20 protein-coding genes are annotated in these 22,298 nt (G+C 71.6%); 11 read left to right on the forward strand and 9 right to left on the reverse strand.

Translation table 11 applies throughout. From position 1 onward, the window contains the following. Position 1: 1 nt before the first annotated feature. The 6 genes from SLP03_RS07290 to acs form a co-directional block, all read right to left on the reverse strand. Complete coding sequence (locus SLP03_RS07290; RefSeq protein WP_319459752.1) at positions 2 to 934, reverse strand: alpha/beta hydrolase; 933 nt, start codon at positions 932 to 934, stop codon at positions 2 to 4. A gap of 74 nt (positions 935 to 1,008) precedes the next feature. Beyond that, entirely contained in the window at positions 1,009 to 1,503 is a 495-nt protein-coding gene (locus tag SLP03_RS07295) for a hypothetical protein (RefSeq protein WP_319459753.1), read from the reverse strand. 155 nt (positions 1,504 to 1,658) lie between these two features. Next, positions 1,659 to 4,091, reverse strand: coding sequence for an immune inhibitor A domain-containing protein (locus SLP03_RS07300; RefSeq protein WP_319459798.1), 2,433 nt, complete (start codon positions 4,089 to 4,091; stop codon positions 1,659 to 1,661). A 313-nt stretch (positions 4,092 to 4,404) separates the two neighbouring features. Beyond that, positions 4,405 to 6,711 (reverse strand): immune inhibitor A domain-containing protein, encoded by a 2,307-nt coding sequence (locus tag SLP03_RS07305; protein ID WP_319459754.1) that lies wholly within the window; start codon positions 6,709 to 6,711, stop codon positions 4,405 to 4,407. Between the two features lie 374 nt (positions 6,712 to 7,085). Beyond that, positions 7,086 to 9,872 carry an immune inhibitor A domain-containing protein gene (locus SLP03_RS07310; protein ID WP_319459755.1) on the reverse strand — a complete coding sequence of 929 codons (2,787 nt, stop codon included), beginning with the start codon at positions 9,870 to 9,872 and terminating at the stop codon, positions 7,086 to 7,088. A gap of 247 nt (positions 9,873 to 10,119) precedes the next feature. Then, a complete protein-coding gene (gene acs, locus SLP03_RS07315; RefSeq protein WP_319459756.1) occupies positions 10,120 to 12,084 on the reverse strand; it encodes an acetate--CoA ligase in 1,965 nt (654 codons plus the stop codon). A gap of 312 nt (positions 12,085 to 12,396) precedes the next feature. Here acs and SLP03_RS07320 point away from each other — a divergent pair, with 312 nt between their 5' ends. After that, entirely contained in the window at positions 12,397 to 13,143 is a 747-nt protein-coding gene (locus SLP03_RS07320; protein ID WP_319459757.1) for an oxidoreductase, read from the forward strand. A gap of 81 nt (positions 13,144 to 13,224) precedes the next feature. Here the strand turns inward: SLP03_RS07320 and SLP03_RS07325 are convergent, their stop codons facing one another. Both SLP03_RS07325 and SLP03_RS07330 read right to left on the reverse strand, forming a co-directional pair. After that, positions 13,225 to 14,028, reverse strand: coding sequence for an HAD-IB family hydrolase (locus SLP03_RS07325; RefSeq protein WP_319459758.1), 804 nt, complete (start codon positions 14,026 to 14,028; stop codon positions 13,225 to 13,227). A 255-nt stretch (positions 14,029 to 14,283) separates the two neighbouring features. Beyond that, positions 14,284 to 14,607 carry a tyrosine-type recombinase/integrase gene (locus tag SLP03_RS07330; RefSeq protein ID WP_319459759.1) on the reverse strand — a complete coding sequence of 108 codons (324 nt, stop codon included), beginning with the start codon at positions 14,605 to 14,607 and terminating at the stop codon, positions 14,284 to 14,286. Between SLP03_RS07330 and SLP03_RS07335 the strand changes: the two genes are divergently transcribed. The 10 genes from SLP03_RS07335 (at position 14,584) to SLP03_RS07380 (ending at position 21,564) form a co-directional block, all read left to right on the forward strand. After that, positions 14,584 to 15,345, forward strand: a complete 762-nt coding sequence (locus tag SLP03_RS07335; RefSeq protein WP_319459801.1) for a hypothetical protein — start codon at positions 14,584 to 14,586, stop codon at positions 15,343 to 15,345. The two genes, SLP03_RS07330 and SLP03_RS07335, sit on opposite strands and share 24 nt — an antisense overlap. Continuing rightward, positions 15,346 to 15,690: a VOC family protein gene (locus SLP03_RS07340; protein WP_319459760.1), complete on the forward strand. Its 345-nt coding sequence runs from the start codon at positions 15,346 to 15,348 to the stop codon at positions 15,688 to 15,690. It begins immediately after the preceding gene. Beyond that, positions 15,641 to 16,024: a low temperature requirement protein A gene (locus tag SLP03_RS07345; RefSeq protein WP_319459761.1), complete on the forward strand. Its 384-nt coding sequence runs from the start codon at positions 15,641 to 15,643 to the stop codon at positions 16,022 to 16,024. The genes SLP03_RS07340 and SLP03_RS07345 overlap by 50 nt, the downstream gene beginning before the upstream one ends. Before the next feature lie 134 nt (positions 16,025 to 16,158). Then, complete coding sequence (ssd, locus tag SLP03_RS07350) at positions 16,159 to 17,259, forward strand: septum site-determining protein Ssd (protein ID WP_319459762.1); 1,101 nt, start codon at positions 16,159 to 16,161, stop codon at positions 17,257 to 17,259. Then, positions 17,256 to 18,467: a TadA family conjugal transfer-associated ATPase gene (locus SLP03_RS07355; protein ID WP_319459763.1), complete on the forward strand. Its 1,212-nt coding sequence runs from the start codon at positions 17,256 to 17,258 to the stop codon at positions 18,465 to 18,467. The genes ssd and SLP03_RS07355 overlap by 4 nt, the downstream gene beginning before the upstream one ends. A gap of 308 nt (positions 18,468 to 18,775) precedes the next feature. After that, positions 18,776 to 19,768, forward strand: a complete 993-nt coding sequence (locus SLP03_RS07360) for a hypothetical protein (protein ID WP_319459764.1) — start codon at positions 18,776 to 18,778, stop codon at positions 19,766 to 19,768. After that, complete coding sequence (locus SLP03_RS07365; RefSeq protein WP_319459765.1) at positions 19,768 to 20,511, forward strand: type II secretion system F family protein; 744 nt, start codon at positions 19,768 to 19,770, stop codon at positions 20,509 to 20,511. The genes SLP03_RS07360 and SLP03_RS07365 overlap by 1 nt, the downstream gene beginning before the upstream one ends. 21 nt (positions 20,512 to 20,532) lie before the next feature. Continuing rightward, a complete protein-coding gene (locus SLP03_RS07370; RefSeq protein ID WP_319459766.1) occupies positions 20,533 to 20,691 on the forward strand; it encodes a DUF4244 domain-containing protein in 159 nt (52 codons plus the stop codon). A 52-nt stretch (positions 20,692 to 20,743) separates the two neighbouring features. Next, complete coding sequence (locus SLP03_RS07375; RefSeq protein ID WP_319459767.1) at positions 20,744 to 21,181, forward strand: TadE family type IV pilus minor pilin; 438 nt, start codon at positions 20,744 to 20,746, stop codon at positions 21,179 to 21,181. Continuing rightward, positions 21,178 to 21,564, forward strand: a complete 387-nt coding sequence (locus SLP03_RS07380; RefSeq protein WP_319459768.1) for an Rv3654c family TadE-like protein — start codon at positions 21,178 to 21,180, stop codon at positions 21,562 to 21,564. The genes SLP03_RS07375 and SLP03_RS07380 overlap by 4 nt, the downstream gene beginning before the upstream one ends. Positions 21,565 to 21,677: 113 nt before the next feature. On the opposite strand, the gene SLP03_RS07385 is transcribed toward SLP03_RS07380, so the two are convergent. Beyond that, the gene (locus tag SLP03_RS07385) at positions 21,678 to 22,256 is read right to left on the reverse strand and encodes a hypothetical protein (protein ID WP_319459769.1); all 579 of its coding nucleotides are present in this window, start codon (positions 22,254 to 22,256) and stop codon (positions 21,678 to 21,680) included. Between the last annotated feature and the right edge of the window lie 42 nt (positions 22,257 to 22,298).

The following is a 22,298-nucleotide window of genomic DNA, read 5'->3' on the forward strand; positions in this document are numbered from 1 at the left end:
GTCAGGACTTCGCCCAGCGCAGGATCTCCCCGAGCACCAGGTCCTTCGCCTCCACGTGCGGGAAGTGGCCGACCCCGTCGAGCAGCCGCCACTCGTACGGTGCGGTGACGTACCGGCCGGAGCCCTGCGCGGTGCGGGGCAGGGAGGCGGGGTCCAGCGCGCCGTGCAGTTGCAGCGTCGGCGTGACCAGCGGCTTCTGCATCAGTCGGACGAACCGGTAGCCCTGCAGCCGGAGCGCCGACCGGAACGCCCACCGGTAGCCCTCCAGCGCACAGAAGGCGACCTGCGGGATCTGCATCGCCTCGCGGCAGCACCGGACGTACGCCTCGAAGTCCGGGCCGCCGACCCACTGTGGCCCGCCCCAGTGGCGCAGTATCGCCTCGACCTCGGCGGCGTCGTCCCGGGTGAGCACGTGTTCGTAGCGGGGAAGCTGGAACTTCAGCGTCGGGGTGGCGGCGGCGAACTGGCCGCGCGGGTCGGCGAAGATCGCGGCCCGCAGCCGGAGCGGGTGCGGGGCGCCGAGCACCACCAGCCGCCGGACCATGGTGGGGTGGAACGAGGCGGCCGTCCAGGCGATCAGGCCGCCGGCCCCGGCGCCGACCAGGGTCGCCGACCGTTCGCCTAGCGCCCGGATCAGCCCGACCACGTCGGCGGCGAGGGTGTATCCGTCGTACCCCCGGGGTGGCTTGTCGCTCGCGCCGTAACCGCGCAGGTCGACCGCGACCGCCCGGAACCCCGCGTCGGCCACCGCCGGCAGCAGGTCCCGCCAGGCCAGCCAGTACTCGGGGAAGCCGTGCAGGAAGAGCACCATCGGGCCGGTGCCGGCCTCGACCACGTGGAAGCGGCTGCCGTTGGCGCCGACGAACCGGTGCGTCCAGGGCCCCTCGGGCAGGACGCAGGACTCGTCGACGGGTCCGCCACGCTGCTCGGTCATGGGGCACAGCCTAGGTCCCGGGAACCGCTGTCCGTCCCGGCGGCCCGGACCGGCGCGGAACCGGTGGCCGTGGGTCAGCCGACCGGGTTGATTTTGATCAGGTCGGCCCGGATGCCGGGACCGCAGTCCGCGTTGCTGGTGGGCGGTCCGATGGTGACGCGGACCCAGGTCCCGGTGCCCCAGGTGCCCAGGTTCTCGCCGTGCAGCGCGTACTCGTGGCCGTCGTCGGTGACCAGGCCGTAGCACGGGCCCGAGCCGCCGCGGCTGATCCGGCCGGCGAACACGTCGGCCCGGCGCAGGTCGGTGGGATGCTCGGGCGGTCCGCTCGGCGGCCGCAGTGTCGGTAGGTCGGTCGAGGAGAGCGGCGGCGAGGTACGCCCCGACGGCGCGACGGCCGAGGGCTCGCCGGGCGGGGCCGTAACCGGCTCCCCGGTGCTGGGCGGGGTGGTCGACGGGTCCTGTCGCGCGGACACGGCGTCTCCGTTCTCCGGCCGCGTGCAGCCGGCCAGGGTGAGGGCAAGCACGGCGGCCAGGCTCGCGTACGGCGCGGTGGTGCGGGTGGTGGGCACGTCGGTCTGACGGGGCGGGAGGGTGCCGGGTTCCCCGATCCGGACACGATCGGCGGTGGGGTCGGGGATCGGCGCCGGAAAGGGCGATGCCCGGGCAGGTGACCTGCCCGGGCATCGCGGCGTTGCGGCGTTGCGGTGTTTCGCTGATCAGCGGATCAGGAGAAGCGGACCTTCAGCGAGGTGCCGTCCTGCTCCAGGACTTTGATCTTGGTGCCGGTGGCCGGGAGCTTGACGCCGTGGTTCGGCAGCTCCGGGTACCAGTACTGCTGGGTGTCGTCGAACAGCGGCTGCGCGGCCTGGCCACGGATGTACTGCGGCTGGCTGTTGATGTGCAGCGTGAACGAGCCCGCCTTCTTCAGGCTGAACGGCGCGTCGTACACCTGGACCCGGGCCCGCCAGGGGTTGCCGGTCAGGTTGTAGATCGGCCGCGGGTGCGCGTCGATGATCAGGTTGCGACCCTCACCCGGGTGCCCCGCCACGGACGCGCCGGTGTCGTTGTCCGCCCACCGGAGGTTCCAGTAGGAGATGAGCAGACCCTGCTGGTACGCGTAATGGTCCACCCAGTCCGGACGGGTGTTGGCGTATCCGAAGTAGTACGGGCCGGTCTTCAGGTACTGGTCGTACGAGACGTACGAGCGGTTGCCGGCGATGTAGTAGTTGTCGAACTTCCGCTTGTAGGTCTCCTCGACGATGCTGAAGCCCTTCAGCGCCCAGTCCCCGGCACCGGCCTCGGCGCCGTCGCTGAGCAGGGTCTGCCCGTCGGCGGTCACGGTGATGGCGTCACCGTAGAAGCCGCCCGCGGAGAGCCCGCCGTCAGTCTGGTAGTGGAACCGGAACTGCACCTTCTTGCCGGCGGCGACGTTCATCGGAATGTTGATGTCGGCCCACGCGCCATCGCTGCTGCCGGTGAGACCCGGACGACCGCCCACCATGCCGATCGCCTTTCCGTTGACCGTGGCCGGCAGCGCCGTCCAGGTGGTGCCACCGTCCAGCGACGCCTCGAAGAAGAGGTAGTCGAAGCCGGACTCGATGTCGTAGCGGCCCTTCATCGACAGCGCCGCCGTCGACTTTCCGGTGAAGTCCAGCGTCCTGGTCATGGTGTTGTCCAGGTCGTCGGCGTTACCCGAGAAGTACTGCTTGGTGCCCTCGAACGGCTTGCCGTTGTTGAAGGTGTACTCCCGCTGCGGGAGCACCACCACCGCGCCCTGGGCCCTCTTGGAGTTGTACTCCTGCGGGCCGAGGTTCAGGGTGCGCTTCTGTCCGGCCTTGACCACCTCGTAGTCGAGCCAGCCGAGTTGGAGCTTGTTCCACGCGCCGAGGTCGCCACCGCGCTCACCGATGCCGCCGTCGTTCTTGGCGCTGAGCCGACTCTGGGCCATCAGGGTCCAGTGCTCGTTGTTGTTGTCCCCACCACTGGCGACGTTGTAGTCGTCCGGCAGACCGAGGTCGTGGCCGTACTCGTGGTAGAAGACGCTGCGGCCACCGTTCTCCGGCTGGATCGTGTAGTCGCGGATCCAGACGCCGGTGTCACCGATCTGGGTGCCACCGATCTCGTTGTTGGCCGGGCCGACCGGCGAGTTGCTGTAGGCCGCCCAGCGGTGGCTCCAGATGGCGTCCTCACCCTGGATCGGGTCACCGTCGGCCTGGTCGCCGCCGGAGTGGACGATCTGGAAGTGGTCGATGTAGCCGTCCGGCTCGTTGAAGTTGCCGTCGCCGTCGTAGTCGAACCGGTCCCACTGGTCGAAGGACTGCATGTCGGCCTTGATCTGGGCCGCGGTGCGGCCCTTGGCCTTCTGGTCGGCGACCCACTGGTTGGCGGCGTCGCGGACCAGGTCCCAGGTGTTCTGGCAGACGCTGCTGGCGCAGACCGCCGGGTCGTTGGCCGGGTCGTTGGAGGCGTCCGCGATCGGGTCGTTCGAGCGGCCGTACCGCGCGGCGTTGTACTTGACCTTCACCCAGTCGGTGACCTCGCCGTCCACGGTGTACCGCCCGGACGACTGGGCCTCGTAGTACTGCTTGAGCGACTCGTCGCCCTGCTTCGTGCCAAAGTAGAGCTGACGGAAGTGCTCGGGGCTGTAGTTCGGCTGCCAGACGGTCGAGTTGTCCAGCGACCGGTTGGGCGCCGGGATCTCGTTGTGCCGAGGGCCGTCGAACCGGGTGGGGCCGGGGATGTCCGGGTTCTCGTCCTTGTCCGGGTAGGCCGGGTCCCGCTCGTCGCCGTACTCGGCCAGGATCACGAAGATCTTGTCGGTCCGCTCCCGGGCCAGCTCGACGTACTGGTCCTTCTTGCCACCCTTCGTCGCGGTCCGGGCGGTGACGCCGGCCGCGCCGCCGGCGGTCTCGCCGACCTTGACGACGGTGCTGCCGTTGATCTGCTGTGCCTTGGCCCGGCCGGAGAGGACTTTGCTCAGGCCCTCCTGACGCAGAGCGCGCCGCTTGTCCTCGAGTTTGTCCGGCAGATCGTGGTCTGCATGGGCGGTATCGGCAACCGACGGGGCGGCTGCCGGCAACTTCGGCGTCGGCGCGGCGCTGGCGGACGTGCCCGCCACCAGCCCCGTCGCCGTCAGCGAAAGCCCGAGCAGACCCACTGCGACTTTGCGCACGTGGTACCTCCGGTGTGAGGGAACCGGCCCAACGGGGGTACGGGCCGGGGAGACGTCCCACGAGTGGGACCAATGGTGAAGATAGACATTCCCGTGACGGGTGGGAAGACAAGTGCGTCGATTTGTAGCGACTTTTTGTTGGGAACGCTTTTCACCGTCATACCGGTTGAGGGTCATCGAGGGCGGTGAGCAGGGGGAATCGCGCAACCGCGAAACGCAGTGACGTGTTTCGATCATCGGATATACGGAAGGGGCCGATGGCGTCGCCGCCACCGGCCCCTCCGGGTGTGCTACCTGATCAGTTGCTGACCTTCACGACCATGTCGTCGGTCGGGTTGGCGCCCTGCTTCAGGATCTCGATCTTGGTGCCGGTGCCGGCCACCTTCACCGAGTTCTGCGGGTTGCTGCTGTTCCAGTACTTGTTCGCCCCGCTGTCGGTGAAGAGCGGGTTCGGGTCGAGCGCCGGAACGGTGACCGCCACGCCGTTCTTGTGGAAGGTCTGCGCCGGCTTGGCGTACAGGCTGAACGTCGCGTCGTAGCCGTTGCGGCGGTTGCTGATGGTGCCCTGACCGCCGACCTTGATCTGACCCGGACGAACGTCCACCGGCAGGTTAAGGCCGTAGCCCGGGTGCGCCGAGGTGTTGTTGTCGCCGTACGCGTAGTTCACGTACCAGACCAGCAGGCCGGGCTGGTTCGCGTACCGCTCCACGAAGTCCGGCCGCGTGTTGCCGTAGCCGAAGTTGTACCCACCGGTCCGCAGGGTGTCGTCGTAGCCGACGTAGGTCCGGTTCTCCGCGATGTAGAAGCGGGGGTACGTGTCGGTGACCGAGCCGGTCATCCGGGTGAAGCCCTTGGCGGTCCACTCCGCGGCGAGGGTCTCCGCGTCGTCGGTCCACGCGACGGTGCCGTTCTTGGTCAGCGAGATGTTGTCCAGGAACGGACCCGCAAGGTGCACGCCGCCATCGGTGGCGTAGCGGTAGCGGAACTGCACGGCCTTGCCGGCGTACGCCGACAGGTCGTAGGTCAGGTCGACCCAGTTGCCGCTGGTGGAGCCGTCGACACCGGTCTCACCGGCGTCGATCAGCGAGTTGTGCAGGGCGGTCCAGGTGGCACCGCCGTTGGTGGACACCTCGGCGTAGAGGTAGTCGTAGTCCTCTTCGATGTCCCACTGGGCCTTGGTGGTGATCGACGCGGACGTCGAGCCGGTCAGGTCCAGGGTGCGGGTCAGCGAGGTGTTCAGGTCGTCCGCGCTGCCGCCCCACCACTCGTACGCCCCGCCGAACGGCGTGTTGTAGGTCGTGGTCTGGGTCTGCGAGGGCAGGTTGACCACGACAGCCTGGGCCTTCGGCCCGTCGCTGTCACCGGCCGCGCCCAGGGTCACCTCGGTGCTGCCCTTGCCGTAGTCGACCGTGGTGTGGTTCAGCCAGCCCAGGAAGAGCTTCGACCACGGGTCCATGTAACCCGGGGTCGAACCGATGTCGTCAGTGCCGTGGCTCAGCCACGAACCCGAGGACATCAGGCTCCAGAAGCCGACGCCGTTGTCGCCACCGGCGGTGTCGTACAGGTCCGGCAGACCGAGGTCGTGACCGTACTCGTGGCAGAACACGCCGAGGCCACCGTTCTCCGGCTCCGTGGTGTAGTCACGGATCCACATCCCGGTGTCGCCGATCTGCACACCACCAGCCAGGTTGCCGGCCGGGCCGGCCTTGCCGTCGAGGTTGGTGAACGCGGCCCAGCGGTGCGACCAGATGGCGTCCTCGCCCTGGGCGCCGCCGCCGGCCTCCTCACCCTCACCGGCGTGCACCGCCTGGAAGTGGTCGAGGTAGCCGTCGGGCTCGTTGAAGTTGCCGTCGCCGTCGAAGTCGTACCGGTCCCAGATGTCGAACTGGGCCAGGTAGTCCTTGACCTGCTGCGGCGTCTTGCCGGCCTTGATCTGGGCGTCATACCAGGACGTGGCGCCGTCCTTGATGAAGTTCCAGGAGCCGTCGGCGTCGGAGATGGCGTTGCTGCCGTACCGCGCCTCGTTGTAGGGAACGGTGACCCAGTCGCTCACGTCACCGTTGACGGTGTACCGACCGCCGGACTGCTTGAGGTAGAAGTCCTTGAACGACTCCCCCTCGCCGTAGAACATGTCCTTGTAGTGGTCCTTGTTGAAGTCGGACCGCCACAGGGTGCTGTTGTTGTCGGTGGCGCTGCCGTCCCAGTTGCGGTCCGGCTCCGGGATCTGGTTGACCACGGGGCCGGCGGTGCCGCCGGTACGGGGGTCGGTCTTGTCGCCGAAGTTGACCAGCATCGTGAAGATGGGGTCGGTCTTCGGCGCCTGCTGGTACTCGACGAACAGGTCGTCCTTGACCTGGATGACCTTCGAGCCGTTGCGCGTCTGAAGCTTGGCCTTGCCCGTCAGCAGGTCGGCGATGGCCTGCTTGCGGACCTCCCGATGCTGATCCGCCTTCGGATCGGGGAGGCTGTCCTTGCCGTGCTTCGCCTTGTCGGCGCCGGGGCTGGGTTCCGCCGCCGGGGCGGCGGAAGCCGGGGCCGTAACGACGCCGGCTGCCAGCAGCGCGGCCGCGGCCGAAGCCAGGCCCGCCGTGACTCGTCTCCTCAAAGGTCCTCCTCCTTTGTGGAACCTGTTACATGACAGAGGCAGCCAAGGCCATCACTGTCATGTCATGCGTCACTCACAATGGCAGAGGTTTCCATCCTTGTCACTAGGCAACTACCCGGACGGACGGCCATATTTCCTGGGCAAATACGGACCAATGGGCGGCCTGGTTTGACGCCGATTCACATTTCGTTTCGGCCACGATCACTGTGAGTGGCGGTGATTATGGAGTCCCCGTAGGGGAGCGCCGAGGGGCGCGAAAATGTCACACGGATGGTCGACCGGATGTCGGGCGGCGTAACAAGAAGCGGGGCCCGTCCGAAGCAGTGTGCTCCGGACGGGCCCCGCCGCGTGTCCCGTCGGGGACGATCCTCAGATCACGGCTTCGCCGAGGTCACGTACACCGTGGCGTACGAGTTGTCCTTCGCGGTCCGCTTGATGACGATCGAAACGCCGTACGCGGCGTCCTGGTCGCCCGGGTTGCCCGAGCCCAGCACGGTGAACCCGAGGTCGGTGCCGTAGAGGTCGGTCGCCGGGCTGCCGTCCGGGTTGGTGATCCGGGTCGTGTACGGCACGCCGCCCCGCGACGGGATGACCACCGAGGCGTCACTGTCCCGGGCGAAGAGCCGCCCGCTGCGGTTCTCCAGTCCCGGGTACCAGCCCTTGGCGTCGCTGAAGCCCGCCACCGGCGCCTGCGCGCCGAAGCTGGTGCAGTACTCGCTGTACGGCTCGTTCGCCGCCTCCAGGCACTCCTTGAACGGGTACGTGGAGTTCAGCGAGAAGGCCGCGTTCGAGGACTGCGGACGGCTGGGCAGGTTGTCGAGCGTCGACGGGTCCTTGACCGCCGCCTCGCCCTGCCGGCGCAGCGGCTGGTTGTGCGAGTCGACGATCAGCAGGCCGCCCTTGGCGCCGTAGCTCGGCAGCGAGGTCAGCTGCGCGGTGACGTGGTTGACGTCGCCGAGCGTGGTGTCCCGGTACCAGACCAGCATGCCCGGGGCGTTGTAGGCGACCCGGTCGACCTTCCACGCCTCGTGCGAGTAGACCGTGTCGTAGGCGTACTTCAGGCCCTTGTCGAAGCCGTCGAAGTTGCGCCACTCGGCCAGGTAGTAGTGCGCCTTGACCTGGGTGCCCGAGTCGATGTGCCAGCCCGCGCCGGTGCTGTCGGTCCAGCTGCCGCCGGTCTGGGTCCAGCCGTTCGCGCCGCCCTCGACGTCGTCGCTCCAGGTGGTGACGCCGCCGCCGGTGACCGAGAAGTCGTCGGCGAACCAGCCGCGCTCCAGGAAGCCGGCGTCGGTGGCCTGCCGCAGCCGCAGCTGCACGGTCTGCCCGGCGTACGCCGACAGGTCGACGTAGTCGTGGCGCCAGCCGTGGCTGTCACCGGTCAGGCCGTACTTCTTGCCGCCGTAGTCGCCCATCCGCCCGTTCGGGTCAGAGTAGCCGTCGTCGGTGCTCACCAGGTTGCCGGCCGCATCGCGCACCTTCAGTTCGGACCAGGTGGTCCCGCCGTCGGTGGACGCCTCGACGAAGCCGTAGTCCCAGTCCTGCTCGATGACGTAGTTGTTCCACATCCAGAACTTCGCGTCGGCCGCCGCCGGCACGCTGACCTGCCGGGTCAGCTTGACGTCGGCCCAGTCCTGGTCGGCGCCGCCGTACCACATGTTGGCGCCGCTGTGCGGCTGCGCGAGCGTGATCACCTTGTTCGGCAGGTTGACCTTGATGCCGTCCTTGGTGCCGACCGGGGTGTTCGAGGTCTGCCCGAGCTGCACCGAACGGGCGTCGTCACCGGGGTTGACGGTCAGCGGGTCGGCCCAGCCGAGCACCCACTTGTCCCAGAGCCCCATGTGGGTCGGCAGGGCCTGGAAGATCTCACCGGTGTGCGAACCGGAGGCCATCAGATCCCAGAAGTCGACGTCCGAGTCGGCGTTGCCCGAGGTGTCGTAGAGGTCCGGCAGGCCGAGGTCGTGGCCGAACTCGTGGGAGAAGACACCGACGCCGGCGTCCTCCGGCTGCACGATGTAGTTCGACACCTTCTTGTTCGTGCCGGGGATGGTGTAGCCACCGGCCACCGCCGAGGAGTGCGCCCAGACCGCGTACACGCCCTGGTCGCCACCGCCGCGGGACTTGCCCATGCCGGCGTGCACCAGCACCAGGTGGTCGATCACGCCGTCCGGCTCGTTGACGTTGCCGTCGCCGTCCCGGTCGCCCTGGTCCTCGATGTCGTAGTCCGCCCACGGGAAGCTCGGGTCCATCTTGGCCAGCGAGTCGACCGCGTCGGTGGCCAGCCGGCCCGCGCCGAGCGGGTTGTCCGGGTGGCCGTTCATCGACTGCATCGCGCCGGCGACCCACTCGCCCTTGTCGTTCTTGAAGCAGCGGGAGGCGGCGTACCAGGCCTCGGAGTGCGGCACGGTGATCCACGGGCTGGCCTGCCCGTCCACCGTGTACGCGCCCTTGGACATCTCCAGGTACATGTTGTGCATGGTCCGACCGGCCAGGCTGACGCCCGGCTGGCCGTCCGGCCCCGTCAGGTCCTTACGGACCCGCTCGGTGATGCCCTCCTTGGTGTAGAGCATCTTGTCGAAGTGCTCCGGCGAGAAGTCCGGCACCCACATGGAGTTGTTGTCCTTGTGGGGCAGCGTCGCCGGGTCCGGGATGCCGTTGTGCTTAGGTCCGTTCTGGACGGTGCCGAGGGCACAGCTCCGGTCCTCGAAGACCGTCTTGGGGACCATGACGTTGGTGAAGTCGTCGTTTGCCTGGTCGTTGAACTCCACCAGCAGGGTCAGCAGCTTGGCGGTCTGGGTGCCCTTGGCCTGCTTGATCTGACGCGGGTTCTGCCCGGTCTTGATCGCCTTGGCTTCCAGCTTCGCCAGTTCCCGTGCCGCCACCGGGTTGCCCCCGGCGTACTTGCGGTCGTAGGCCCGGGCCTTGTCCAAGGCCGGGGCGTAGACACCCCCCGCGCCCTTGACCTCCTTGCCGCTGCTGTCCGGCTGCACCGCGGGTTCGGCGTAGTTGATGTAGTAGTCGTCCGCTCCGACCGTGGCGCGGGCGGGACCGGACTCCTGGGCGGCCGCGCTGCCCGTCACGGTCAGTGACGTGGCGGCGAGGGCGATGGCGGGCAGCGCGACGAGTATGCGTCGGCGTGACCCGGATTGCGGAAATGTGTTCATGCCGCTCCGTTTCTCGGGCATGGGAGAGGAAAGAATCGGGCCGGCCACCGATCGAAGTGACGTGCGTCGAACCGGTCCGATCCGGGTGAACCTAAATGAGAAAGGACCCTCACCGACAGGGGTGGCCTGTGCCTCTGCCCGTTCAGCCCGCCGCGCCTCCACCGAACTCCCGACTCGTACTTCCGGAAAAACATCGGTGGGTGACGGTCCGTCCGGACCGCCACCCACCGATGTGTACGCCTCGACGTCAGTCCTCGTCTGACTTGCCGCCACCCATGCCGGAGGAGATCAGCTCCATTACCGAGGAGTCCTGGAGCGTGGTGACGTCGCCCAGCGACCGATTCTCCGCCACGTCCCGCAGCAGCCGGCGCATGATCTTGCCGGAGCGGGTCTTCGGCAGCTCTGGCACGAGCATGATCTGCCGGGGCTTGGCGATCGGGCCGAGCGTCTTCGCCACGTGGTTGCGCAGCTCGGTGATGAGCTGCTCGCCCGCCTCGCCGGAGATGTCCGCGCTGCCGCGCGGAATCGCGAACGCGACGATCGCCTGCCCGGTGGTCGGGTCGGTCGCTCCGACCACCGCCGCCTCCGCCACCGACGGGTGGCTGACCAGGGCCGACTCCACCTCCGTGGTGGAGATGTTGTGCCCGGACACCAGCATCACGTCGTCCACCCGGCCGAGCAGCCAGATGTGCCCGTCGTCGTCCTTCTTCGCCCCGTCGCCGGCGAAGTAAATACCCTTGAACCTGCTCCAGTAGGTCTCGATGAACCGGTTGTCGTCGCCCCAGATGGTGCGCAGCATCGACGGCCACGGCTCGCGGAGCACCAGGTAGCCGCCGCCGCCGTTCGGCACCGACTGGCCCTGGTCGTCCACCACGTCGGCGACGATCCCGGGCAGCGGCGTCATCGCCGAGCCGGGCTTCGCCGCGGTGACGCCGGGCAGCGGCGAGATCATGATCGCGCCGGTCTCGGTCTGCCACCAGGTGTCCACGATCGGCAGCTCACCCCGGCCGACGTGCTGGCGGTACCAGATCCACGCCTCCGGGTTGATCGGCTCGCCGACGCTGCCGAGCAGCCGCAGCGAGGACAGGTCGAAGCCGGCCGGGATGTCCTCGCCCCACTTCATCATGGTGCGGATCAGCGTCGGCGCGGTGTAGAGGATCGTCACCTTGTACTTGTCGACGATCTCCCAGAACCGGCCCTTGTGCGGGGTGTCCGGGGTGCCCTCGTACATCACCTGCGTCGCGCCGTTGGAGAGCGGGCCGTACACGATGTAGGAATGCCCGGTCACCCAGCCGATGTCGGCGGTGCACCAGTAGACATCCGTCTCCGGCTTCAGGTCGAAGACCGCGTGCGTGGTGTACGCGGTCTGGGTCAGGTAGCCGCCGGTGGTGTGCAGGATCCCCTTCGGCCGGGCCGTGGTGCCGCTGGTGTAGAGGATGAAGAGCGGGTGCTCGGCGTCGAACGGCTGCGCGGTGTGCTCGACCGGGGCGGTCTCCACCGTCTCGTGCCACCAGTGGTCCTTCGCCGACCAGGCGACGTCCTGACCGGTGCGGCGGACCACCAGCACGTGCTCGATCGAGGGGCAGTTCGCCACCGCCTCGTCCACGGTCGGCTTCAGCGCCGACGGCTTGCCCCGGCGGTAGCCGCCGTCGGCGGTGATCACCACCTTGGCGCTGGCGTCCTGGATCCGGTTGGTCAGCGCGTCGGCGGAGAAGCCGCCGAAGACCACGCTGTGCGTGGCGCCGATCCGGGCGCAGGCCAGCATCGCGACCGCCGCCTCCGGGATCATCGGCAGGTAGATCGCCACCCGGTCGCCGGCGGCGACGCCCAGCTCGGTCAGCGCGTTCGCCGCCTGGCAGGTCAGCCGGTGCAGGTCGGCGTAGGTGAGGGTGCGGGTGTCACCCGGCTCGCCCTCCCAGTGGATCGCCACCTTGTCGCCGCGACCGGCCTCCACGTGCCGGTCCAGGCAGTTGTACGCCACGTTGAGCTGCCCGCCGACGAACCACTTCGCGAACGGCGGATTCGACCAGTCGAGCACCTGGTCCCACTGCTTCGCCCAGGCCAGCCGCCCGGCCTGGCGCGCCCAGAAGCCGAGCCGGTCCTCCGCCGCCTCGGCGTACGCCTCGGCGGTGACGTTGGCGTTCGCGGCGAGTTCGGTCGGCGGCGGGAACTGGCGCGTCTCGTTCAACAAGTTGGCCAATGCCTCGCTCATGCGGTGACTCCTTCGTCGCGTGACCTGCGTCTCCTACCGGCTGAGGTTAGTCGTGGCGCCGCGCGCCCGCGACAGCCCGGTGACCGCTCGCGCGCCCAGCGGCCCGCACCGCGCGCCCGGCGGACCCGCCCGGTCCACGGGCAGGTCGTCGCCCGATTCGCAGCCTGCGTGGTGCCCGGTTCGCCGATCATCGCGACCTCCCGCAACCCAACCCACGTCGGTCATCGGGCCGGGTGTCCGGTCCGAGTGGCCCGGGTCGCCCTACCGGCGGGTGGCGGCCGGCCGGGCCGGGCGGGTCGTTAGCGTGACGGGGTGACCACCGATCCGCTCGCCCCGCTGCTCGCGCTCGCCGACATCGCGCCCGCCGTCGAGCGCGCCCGCGACCGGGTCGACCAGGCACACCGCCATCGCGCGCTGCGCCGGCACGGCGGCCAGGTCGCGGCCGAGGTCAGCCTCCGGTCCGCGGTGGCCAGCGCCGCGCTGGAGGGCCGTACGCACGAGCGCGAGGCGGTTCGGGCCGGCACCGTCACCGACCCCGTGCTCCAGGGCGCGCTGCGGGTCGCCGGGGCGCTGCCAGGGCTGAGCGAACTCTGGCCGAAGGCGCCGCGCCAGGCCCTCGCCAAGCTGCACGTCCTCGCCGCCCGCGACGTCGTGGCGGAGCCCGAGCTGGGCCGGCCGGTGGCCGACCCGGTGGTCGCGGCGCGTCTCGACGGGCTGGCCGGCCTGGTCGCCGGGGGCACGAAGGTCTCCCCGCTGGTGCTGGCCGCCGTCGTGCACGGCGAGCTGCTGAACCTGCGCCCGTTCGCCGGGCCGTCCGGGGTGGTGGCCCGGGCCGCCGCCCGGCTGGTGCTGCTCGCCAGCGGCCTCGACCCGCGCGGGCTGGTAGCCGTCGACGTCGGCCACCAGGAGCGGGAACCGGAGTACGTCGGCGCGGCCGGCGCCTTCGCCACCGGCACCCCGGACGGGCTCCGCTCCTGGCTCCGCCACTACCTGACGGCGGTCGAGGTCGGCGCGGAGCAGATCGAGCTCATCGGCGACGAGGTGCTCGCCACGTCCTGATCCGTGCGGCTTCGGGGAGAGTGCTGCCCCCGTCGAGATCAGGAGGCGGGCGCGCGGAGTTCGAGGGCGTGGCCGGGACGGTCAGGCGACCGGGGCGACCTTGGCGCGGCGGTACCGGCCGTACCAGGCGATGCCGATGGCCACCCCGACGCCGACGCCGAGCGCCGCCGCGGCGACCGGCACGCCGGGCCGCTCGCGCAGCCGCCGGCCCAGCGGGATCGGGTGCCGGAACTCCAGCACCGGCCAGGCGTTCTCCACCGCGAGCTTGCGCAGCGCCCGGTCCGGGTTGACCACGGTGGGGTGGCCGACGCACTCAAGCAGCGGTCGGTCGCTGTACGAGTCGGAGTAGGCGTACGAGTCACTGAGGTCGTATCCGCGCGCGGTGGCCAGCTCGCTCACCGCGTCGACCTTGCTCGGTCCGGCCGCGTAGAACTCCACCACGCCGCTGTAGCGGCCGTCCGCCACCGCCATCCGGGTGGCGATCACGTCGGTGACGCCCAGCAGCTCGCCGATCGGGCGGACCATCTCCTCGCCGGAGGCGGAGACCAGTACGACGTCGCGCCCGGCGGCCTGGTGCTCCTCGATGAGGGCGGCCGCCTCGGCGTACACGTAGGGGTTGATCAGCTCGTGGAGCGTCTCCGCGACGATCTGGCGGACCTGTTCCACCTGCCAGCCCTTGCAGAGCGTGGCCAGGTAGTCCCGGGTCCGGGCCATGGTCTGCTCGTCGGTGCCGCCCAGCCGGAACATCAGCTGCGCGTACGCCGACTTGACCACGTCCCGCCGGGTGATCAGCCCGTCCCGGTAGAACGGCCGACCGAACGCCAGGGCGCTCGACTTGGCGATGACGGTCTTGTCCAGATCGAAGAAAGCGGCACTTCGGCCCACGGCGCGAAAGTCTAGCCCGACGGCCGGCCGCCGACAGGTGCCCGGGGCCACCCGGTCGAGACCGACGCCGCCGCCCCTGCTGAGAGTGACCACACCCACACTCTCCGATCATGAATTAGCGGTGGGTGGAGCGCACACCACTCGACGTATACCGGTCCATTGCGGCATGCTTGTGCTCGCGATGAGAGTTCACGTCTCGTCGCCCGGCAGGCCCTCGGCGGTTGCACCCCCCGTGACCGCTGAGTTGGTTCGGCTCTACCCCCCCGGAGCCGAACCTCCGACGACCCCCGTCTCCCCCCGACGGGGGTCGTCCCTTCTCTGGCTGAGCGCTTTGCCGCAGGTCACAGGTCCTCTCCGTCCCCGTCGAGGGTGCTCTCCGAGGGCGTTTCCCTGGCGGGAGGCAGCAGAGCTGTCGAAGGCGGCCAGGACGCGGGCCGCGTGGTCGTCCGGCGTGTGCGGATAACGGTTGAGCGTCGTGGACGCCTGCTCGTGGCCCATCACCCGCTGCACCAGGTTGATCGGCACGCCGTCGGTGACCAGCCAGGTGGCGTAGGCGTGCCGCAGGTCGTGGAACCGCATCCCGCCAGCGGCCTGGGCCGCCACCCAGGCGACCGCTTCCCGCTCGGTGGTGAACTCAGCCGACCACTCGACGCCCTCTCGGTCGGGCCAGACAGCGCGGTACCGGAGCGGGCCGATGTTGGCGACCTGGCCGAGCAGGCCGGCACGGACCAGCGAGGGCAGCCAGATCCGTCGGCGGAAGTTCGACCGGCGCAGCGGGCGCCCGACCCGGTCACGAAGACGAGCGTTCGCGAATCGGCATCACCGGACTCGGCGCGCATCTGGCGCAGCACGGACACCAGGCAATCCGGCAGCGGAACCGTTCGCACCCCGGCCCGAGTCTTCGGGTACGGGCGGAGCAGGGTGCCCGCCGTGAGTCTCCTCGGCGACCTGGACCACGCGGAGCAAGGCACGATCGAGGTCGACCGACGACCAGGTCAGTCCGGCGCACTCCCCCCATCGCAGACCCGCGCCAGCGGCAGCGGAGACGATCGCCTGGTGGCGGGGCGGCACGCGTGGCTGGTGCTGGGTTTCGTCCGCCGGCGCACACCTTTCGCTGTCGCAGATCGCGAAGGACTTCGGGATCTCCGAGTCGTGTCCCGGGCGGCCCACTTCACCGTCGCTGAGCTGCGACAACGCCGCGAAGAGATCATCGGGCACCTGGCCCCCGGTGCCGACAGCTGGGGCGGCGCGAGCGGCGGCCGCATTTTCTGGCGAGATCGGCGTTGCCACGTCGCGCCTCAGTATTATGGTCGGTGAATGATCAATGGTGCTCATGTGATCATCTACAGCCGCGACCCAGAGGCGGACCGCGCCTTCTTCCGGGACACGCTCGGCTACCACCACGTCGACGCCGGCCATGGCTGGCTCATCTTCAAGCTCCCGCCGGCCGAGCTCGCCATGCACCCGACCGAGGGCGAGCCGGCCCACGAACTCTTCCTCATGTGCGACGACGTCGCGGCGATCATGGCCGACCTGGCCGCGAAGGGCGTCGAGTTCACGATCCCGGTCACCGAGGAGCGGTGGGGGCTGCGCACCGCGCTGCGGCTGCCCGGTGGCGGCGAACTCGGTCTCTACGAACCGCGCCATCCGGTCGCAATCTGACGGGCCGGCTTGGCGGCTCGCCGAGGCCGACGGAAGGGCAGCCCAGGCAGCAGGAAGGCAGGCATCCCAAGACCCGGCCCGCCTTGGCCTAACGGCATTTTGCTCCCATCTGGTCATGTTGGCACGCATCGTCGTCACCGCCGTCGGCGCCGAACTCGTCGTCGCCCCTCCATCCGGGCACACTCAACCGGCCTGGATCGCCGTCATCCTCGGCGGACCCGCGCTGTTCCTGGCCGGGCGTGCCCGCTTCGAGTACGCGGTCTTCACCCGGGCGCTACCGATCTGCCACGCAGGTCCCGAGACGCGAGTTGCCGACGACCCGCCCGGTCCATAGCAGATCTACATCGGTCCTGGGGGTTGTCCACAGCGGCCGAAGTTGTCCACAGGCGACCGGCCTCGGGCGGCAGGCCGGTCCGGCCGGCAGCAGGCTCCACGGCAGCACGTTGAGCCCGACCGCTGGAGGCCGCCATGCCGCCCCGTACCCCGCTCCCACCGCACCGCCGCCTTCCCCTGCTGGTCACCGCTGACGGTGACCTGCTCGACGAGCTGCTCCGGCTCGCCGCGGCGGGTGGCACCGAGGTCGAGCTCGCCGCCGACCCCGCCGCCGCCCGCGCCCGCTGGCTGCCGGCGCCGCTCGTGTTGGTCGGCGGCGACCAGGCCGAGGCCTGCCTGCGGGCCCGGCTGCCGCGCCGGCCCCGGACGGTGCTGGTGGGCCGCTCCGGTCAGCTTGACCCGGGTGCGGAGGTTGCCGAGTTGATCGGGGCCGAGCACGTCGCCACGCTGCCCGCCGCCGAGCCGTGGCTGGTCGACAGGTTCGCCGAGAGCGCCCGGGACCCGGCCACCGGCGGCGCGGCACGGATCGTCGCGGTGCTCGGCGGCCGGGGCGGGGCCGGCGCCAGCGTGCTCGCCGGCGGCCTCGCCGTCACCGCCGCCCGGGCCCGGCTGCGCACCCTCCTGGTGGACGCCGACCCGCTCGGCGGCGGGCTCGACCTGGTGCTCGGCTGGGAACAGCTGGAAGGCCTGCGCTGGCCGGGGCTCACCGGCACCGACGGGCGGGTCGACCCACGCTCGCTCGTCCGAGCCCTGCCCAGCCGGGGCGACCTGGTCGTGCTCTCCTGGGATCGCGGCGACCTGCTGCACCTGCCCGCCGAGGCGATGGCCGCCACGGTCGACGCCGCACGCCGGGGCCGGGACGTCGTGATCGTCGACCTGCCTCGGCAACTGGACGACGCGTCGGTCGTGGCGTTGCAGGCGGCAGATCGGGCCCTGGTGGTCGTACCGGCCGAGCTGCGGGCCACCGCTGCCGCGGCCCGGGTGGTCGCCACGGCCGCCCCGCACTGCGCCGACCTGGCGGTCATCGTGCGTGGTCCGGCCCCGGGTCGGCTCAAGGCCACCGAGGTGGCCCGGGCGCTCGGCCTGCCCCTCGCCGGCACCCTCCGCCCCGAGCCCGGGCTCTGCCGTGGACTGGAGCGGGGCGAGGCGCCAGCGGCGGACGGGAAGGGACCGCTCGCCGCGCACTGTCAGCGGATCGTCGGCGAGCTGACCGGCGTGCCGGCCGGTGTGGCATGACCGACCCCGTCGACTCCGGAGAGCTCGCGGCCCGCGTCCGGCGCCGGTTCGCCGCCGCGGCCATCCCGGTCACCCCCGCCGCCATCGTCTCCGCCGTACGCGCCGAGCCGAGCGCCGCCGTGCTCGGCGACACCGCCCTGCTGCGGATCGCCGACCGGATGCACGACGACCTGGTCGGCGCCGGTCCGCTCGCTCCGTTGCTGGTCGACCCGGAGGTGACCGACGTGCTGGTCAACGGCACCCGGGTCTGGGTCGACCGGGGGCAGGGACTGCGCCAGGTGGCGGTGCCGCTCGGCTCGGTCGAGGACGTACGCCGGCTCGCGCAGCGCCTCACCGCCGCCGCCGGGCGCCGGCTCGACGACGCCTCCCCTTACGCGGACGCCCGACTGCCCGACGGCACCCGGCTGCACGCCGTGCTGCCGCCGGTCGCGACCGACGGGCCGTACCTCTCCCTGCGGACCTTCCGGCAACGGCCGTTCACCCTGGAGGAGCTGGTCCGGCACGGCACGGTGCCGCGGCCGGTGGCGCCGGTGCTCGCCGCCGTCGTGGCGGCCCGGCTGGCGTACCTGGTCACCGGTGGCACCGGTTCGGGCAAGACCACCCTGCTCAACACGCTGCTCGGGCTGGTGCCCGCGACGGAGCGGATCGTGCTGGTCGAGGACGCCGCCGAACTGCGCCCGGTGCACCCGCACGTGATCGGCCTCCAAGCGCGCACGTCGAACGTGGAGGGCGCGGGCGCGGTCGGACTGAGTGACCTGGTCCGGCAGGCGTTGCGGATGCGCCCGGACCGGCTGGTGGTGGGCGAGTGCCGGGGCGGTGAGGTGGTCGACCTGCTCGCTGCCCTGAACACCGGCCACGACGGTGGGGCGGGAACGCTGCACGCCAACGCTCCGACGGACGTTCCGGCCCGGCTGGAGGCGCTCGGGCTGCTGGGCGGTCTGCCCAGGGCCGCGCTGCACGCCCAGGTCGCGGCGGCGCTGCAGGTGCTGCTCCAGGTCCGTCGCGGCAGCGAAGGCCGGATGCTGGAGTCGATCAGCCTGCTGGTGCCCGAGGGGCCGGACCGGCTGGTGACCGTGGTGCCGGCCTGGGTTCGCGGTCGCGGCCTCGGTCTCGCCGCTCGGGCGCTGGGGGCGCTGCTGCGGGAGCGTGGGGTCGACGTACCGCCGATCCTCTGCGCGGTCTGGCCGGGTTCGGCAGGTCCGTCGTGACCGGCTCGGCCTGGCTGGTGACCGTGTTCCTGGTATCGGCCGCGACGGTGGTCGCCTGGCCGCTGCGGAACGTGCGGGCTCGGCGCCGCGCCGTTCTCTGCCCGCCGCCCCGGTCGACACCCGGTGGCCCGCCGACGACGGCTCCGGACCACGATCCGCCCCCCGTCGTCGGGGGGTGCCGGTCGAGCCGTGGGCGGCTGCCGGTGGGCGCCGCGCTGCTTCGTCGCGGTGGCCCGGCCACGGTCGTCGCGCGGTCGTTCCCGACCAGGCCGCCGGGTCGCCGTGACCCACGCCGTCCGGCCGGCGCCGTGCTTCCCCACGACCTCCGCCACGCCGCGATGCCCGTCCGGCGGGCGGCGGCCCGATCGGCCGCGGCCGGCGGCGGGCGCCTTCCGGGCGGCTTCGGGGCAGCCGCACCGGGGCGGACGGTCCTGCTGGCCGCCGCGCTGGGCGGTGGCATCGGTGGTGGGGCGGCCGGTCCGGTGGCCGCGGTGGTTCTCGCCGCCTACGGCGCGCTTGGGGTGCGGGCGGTTCTGCGCCGTCATGCCGGACGGCGTGCCGACCGGGCCCGACGGCAGAGTTTGGACCAGCTGGGCGGCCTTGCCGCCGACCTGCGGGCCGGGTTGCCGGTCACGGCGGCGCTCGGCGGTCCGATGTCGGGACCGCTGACGCTCGACGGGCTGGTACCCGGGCGGTCGACGCTCGGTGGGTCGGTGCCGACTGCGCTGAGGCGCGCTTGGCCGGCGCTGTCGGCGTCCAGCGAGCCGCTCGCGGCCGGGGACCTGGATGCGGGCCCGCCGCCTCCGACGGCGGGCCTGGCACCCGCCCCTTCGGGTAGCGAGCCCGGTGGCGGCGATCGCCGCCCGGGATTCCGGCACCTCAGGTTCGGGTCCGGCGCCGACGGCGGTGGGCGCTGCCGGTCGCCGGAGGGCTCGGTCGTCGACCGGCCGGACGGGCCGGAGCGGGTCGCCGGGCTGGCCCGGGCCGCCGTGCGGCTGGCGGACCGCACCGGCGCTCCCCTCGCCGAACTGCTGGAACGGATCGAGGCTGATGCCCGGGTGGCCGACCGAGGGCTCGATGCGGCCGCCGCCCAGGCCGCCGGCGCCCGGGCCACCGCGTGGTTGCTCGCCGCTCTGCCGCTCGGCGGGATCGGGCTCGGCTACGCCATCGGGGTCGACCCCGTCGCGGTGCTGCTGCACACGCCCGTCGGTGGTGCCAGCGCGGTCGCGGCCGTCGCGCTGCAGATCAGCGGGCTGCTCTGGGCGGAGCGGCTCGGCGCGGCTCCGGGGCGGGCCGGCTGATGCCCCGGCAGGCCTTCGCGGCGGGCTGCCTGGTCGGGGCGGCGCTGCTGGTGATCGTGGCTCGCGCGCCGGCTGTCCGACCGGGTCGACGTCTCCGCCGGCTGGGCCGATCGTCGGAGGGCGGGGCCGAACGGGCGCGGGCGCCCTGGTGGCCGGACCGGACCCGGCTCGGCGCGGGGCTGGCTGGTGTAGCGGCCGCCATCGTCGTTACCGGCTGGGCGGGCCTGCTCGTCGCGGTGCTGGTCGCGGTGGCGGCGGATCGCCTGCTGCGCCGGATCGAGCCGCGCGCCGTCCGGGACCGGCGACTACGCGAGACCGCCGACCTGCCGCTCGCCGCCGACCTGCTCGCGGCGGCCCTCCGCGCGGGAGCGCCGGTCGACCGGTCGGTGCTGGCGGTCGCCGAGGCGCTGGGCGGGCCGATGGCCGACCGGCTCGGTCGGGTCGGCCGGACGCTGCTGCTCGGCGGTGAGCCGGCGGAAGCGTGGTCGCAGCTGCTCCCCGTGCCCGGCGCGGAGCGGCTGGTGGCCGCCGCGCTCCGCTCGTCCAGCAGCGGCGCGGCACTGGCCGGCGCGCTCACCCGTCTCGCCGACGACCTGCGGGCCGATCGCTCCACGGCCGCCGAGGCGGCGGCCCGGCGGGCGGGCGTGCTCATTGTGCTGCCGCTCGGGCTGTGTTTCCTGCCCGCCTTCATTCTCGCCGGTCTGGTGCCGGTGATCGTCGCCGTCCTCGGTGACGTGCTCTGACCCATGAGGAAGGGAAACGACATGCGGAAACTAATCGCCCGCCTGCGTGGCGACGCCGGGATGAACACCGCCGAGTACGCCGTGGGCACCCTCGCCGCGGTGGCCTTCGCCGGCATCCTGCTCAAGGTGCTCACCTCCGGCAACGTGCAGTCCGCGCTCACCGCATCGACCGAGCACTGAAGTGACCGGGCGCCGGCCGGCCGGTCGCCACCGTCGCTCTGGCTCCCCGGAAATGACCGGCGGCGGCGACCGTGGTTCGGGAGCGTCGCTCGACCCTGGTTCGCGTGCGGCGCTCGGCCGTGGGCATGGCGCACGGGAGGCGACGTCCGACCGTGGCTCGTTCACCGCCGAGCTGGCGGCCGGTCTGCCGGCGCTGGTCCTGCTGCTCCTCGTCGGCCTCACCGCGGTCAACGCGGTGACCACGAGGGGTGGTTGCCTGGACGCGGCCCGGGAGGCGGCGCTCGCCGCCGCCCGGGGCGAGAACGGCACGACCGTCGGCGCCCGGTACGCGCCGCCCGGCGCCGACGTCGCGGTCACCGTCGCCGGTGATCGCGTCACCGCCACGGTCCACGTGCCGGTCCGGACCCTGGGGGCGCGGCTGCCCCGACTCACGGTGTCCGCCACCGCCGTCGCCGCCGTCGAACCCGGCGCGCCGGCACCACGGCCGTGACGGCGGGAAACGGGCTCCGGCCGACCCGGGTCAGCGCGGCCACGGACCGCGGCGGTGCCACGGTCTGCCTGCTCGCCGTGGGGCTGGTGTTCGTGCTGTTCGGTCTCTTCGGCGCGGCGCTCGGCGCCGCCCGGACGGCCCGGCAGCAGGCTCGGGTCGCGGCGGACTTCGGGGCGCTCGCCGGTGCCGGTCGGGCGCTCGACGGCGAGGCGGCGGCCTGCGGGACGGCCGGGGAACTGGCCGGCGCCAACGCCGCGCGGCTCTCCGCCTGCCGCCTCGACGGGTTGGACGTGCTGGTCACGGCGGAGGTCACTGTCACCCCGCTGCCCTGGCTGACCCGCACCGCCACCGCGACCTCCCGGGCCGGCCCGGTCCGAGGCTGACCGCTCCGACCCGCCCTCCAGGCCGCTCGCCGGCCCGCGCATGGGTCGGGTCGCGCATGGGCGGCCGGTCGGGGCGCGGTGAGCAGCCGCGCCGCGCCCCGACCGGTGACGGGTCAGCGGGACTGGAGGGCGTCCAGGCCGACCGCCATGGCGATGACGAGTCGCCGGTCGATCTGCTGGTTCTGGATCTCCACCACGTACCGGTCGCGCAGGCCCCACTTCTTGACGACCGAGAACACCGGCTGGTCCCCCGCGACGAAGTCGAAGTGGTACGGCAGCCACGACAGCGAGTCGACGAAGCGGCGCAGCAGCGCCACCGGCAGGCTCCGCTCCTGGCCCGTGATCTGCGGCAGCCCGGCCTGCTCGACATGCCACGTCGACCGCAGCAGCGACTGGGCGAAGTCCTTGCGGAACAGTCCGATCGGGTTGCCGGCGTGGTCGGTCACGTCGTACGTGGCGCCGAGGTCGAGCCGCTGGCGGGCCTTGAAGCCGAGCAGCGGGTGCTGCTTGGAGTCGTCGGTGTAGATGGTCACCTGCTCCTTGAAGGCGAGCCGCTTCTGCTGCGCGAACGCGAGCAGCTCGCCTTCCGAACCGTCCGGCGCCATGGCGCGGACCTCGTACTGGTTGACCATCATCCGGATCCGCTGGCGGATGACGAACTGGTGCTGCGTCTGCAAGGTGTCGAGCTGCATGCGGTCTCCTTCGAGGGGTAACGCCGGAGTCTCGCACAGCCC

It is taken from the genome of Micromonospora sp. RTP1Z1 (assembly GCF_033804685.1).
In the GTDB taxonomy this organism is placed as follows: Bacteria; Actinomycetota; Actinomycetes; order Mycobacteriales; family Micromonosporaceae; genus Micromonospora.

Excerpts from the sequence above, each read along its gene's own strand:
- SLP03_RS07290 (WP_319459752.1), bottom strand. The coding sequence starts at position 934 with ATGACCGAGCAGCGTGGCGGACCCGTCGACGAGTCCTGCGTCCTGCCC.
- SLP03_RS07310 (WP_319459755.1), bottom strand. The coding sequence starts at position 9,872 with ATGAACACATTTCCGCAATCCGGGTCACGCCGACGCATACTCGTCGCG.
- acs (WP_319459756.1), bottom strand. The coding sequence starts at position 12,084 with ATGAGCGAGGCATTGGCCAACTTGTTGAACGAGACGCGCCAGTTCCCG.
- SLP03_RS07330 (WP_319459759.1), bottom strand. The coding sequence starts at position 14,607 with ATGCGGTTCCACGACCTGCGGCACGCCTACGCCACCTGGCTGGTCACC.
- SLP03_RS07340 (WP_319459760.1), top strand. The coding sequence starts at position 15,346 with ATGATCAATGGTGCTCATGTGATCATCTACAGCCGCGACCCAGAGGCG.
- ssd (WP_319459762.1), top strand. The coding sequence starts at position 16,159 with ATGCCGCCCCGTACCCCGCTCCCACCGCACCGCCGCCTTCCCCTGCTG.
- SLP03_RS07355 (WP_319459763.1), top strand. The coding sequence starts at position 17,256 with ATGACCGACCCCGTCGACTCCGGAGAGCTCGCGGCCCGCGTCCGGCGC.
- SLP03_RS07365 (WP_319459765.1), top strand. The coding sequence starts at position 19,768 with ATGCCCCGGCAGGCCTTCGCGGCGGGCTGCCTGGTCGGGGCGGCGCTG.
- SLP03_RS07370 (WP_319459766.1), top strand. The coding sequence starts at position 20,533 with ATGCGGAAACTAATCGCCCGCCTGCGTGGCGACGCCGGGATGAACACC.
- SLP03_RS07375 (WP_319459767.1), top strand. The coding sequence starts at position 20,744 with ATGACCGGCGGCGGCGACCGTGGTTCGGGAGCGTCGCTCGACCCTGGT.
- SLP03_RS07385 (WP_319459769.1), bottom strand. The coding sequence starts at position 22,256 with ATGCAGCTCGACACCTTGCAGACGCAGCACCAGTTCGTCATCCGCCAG.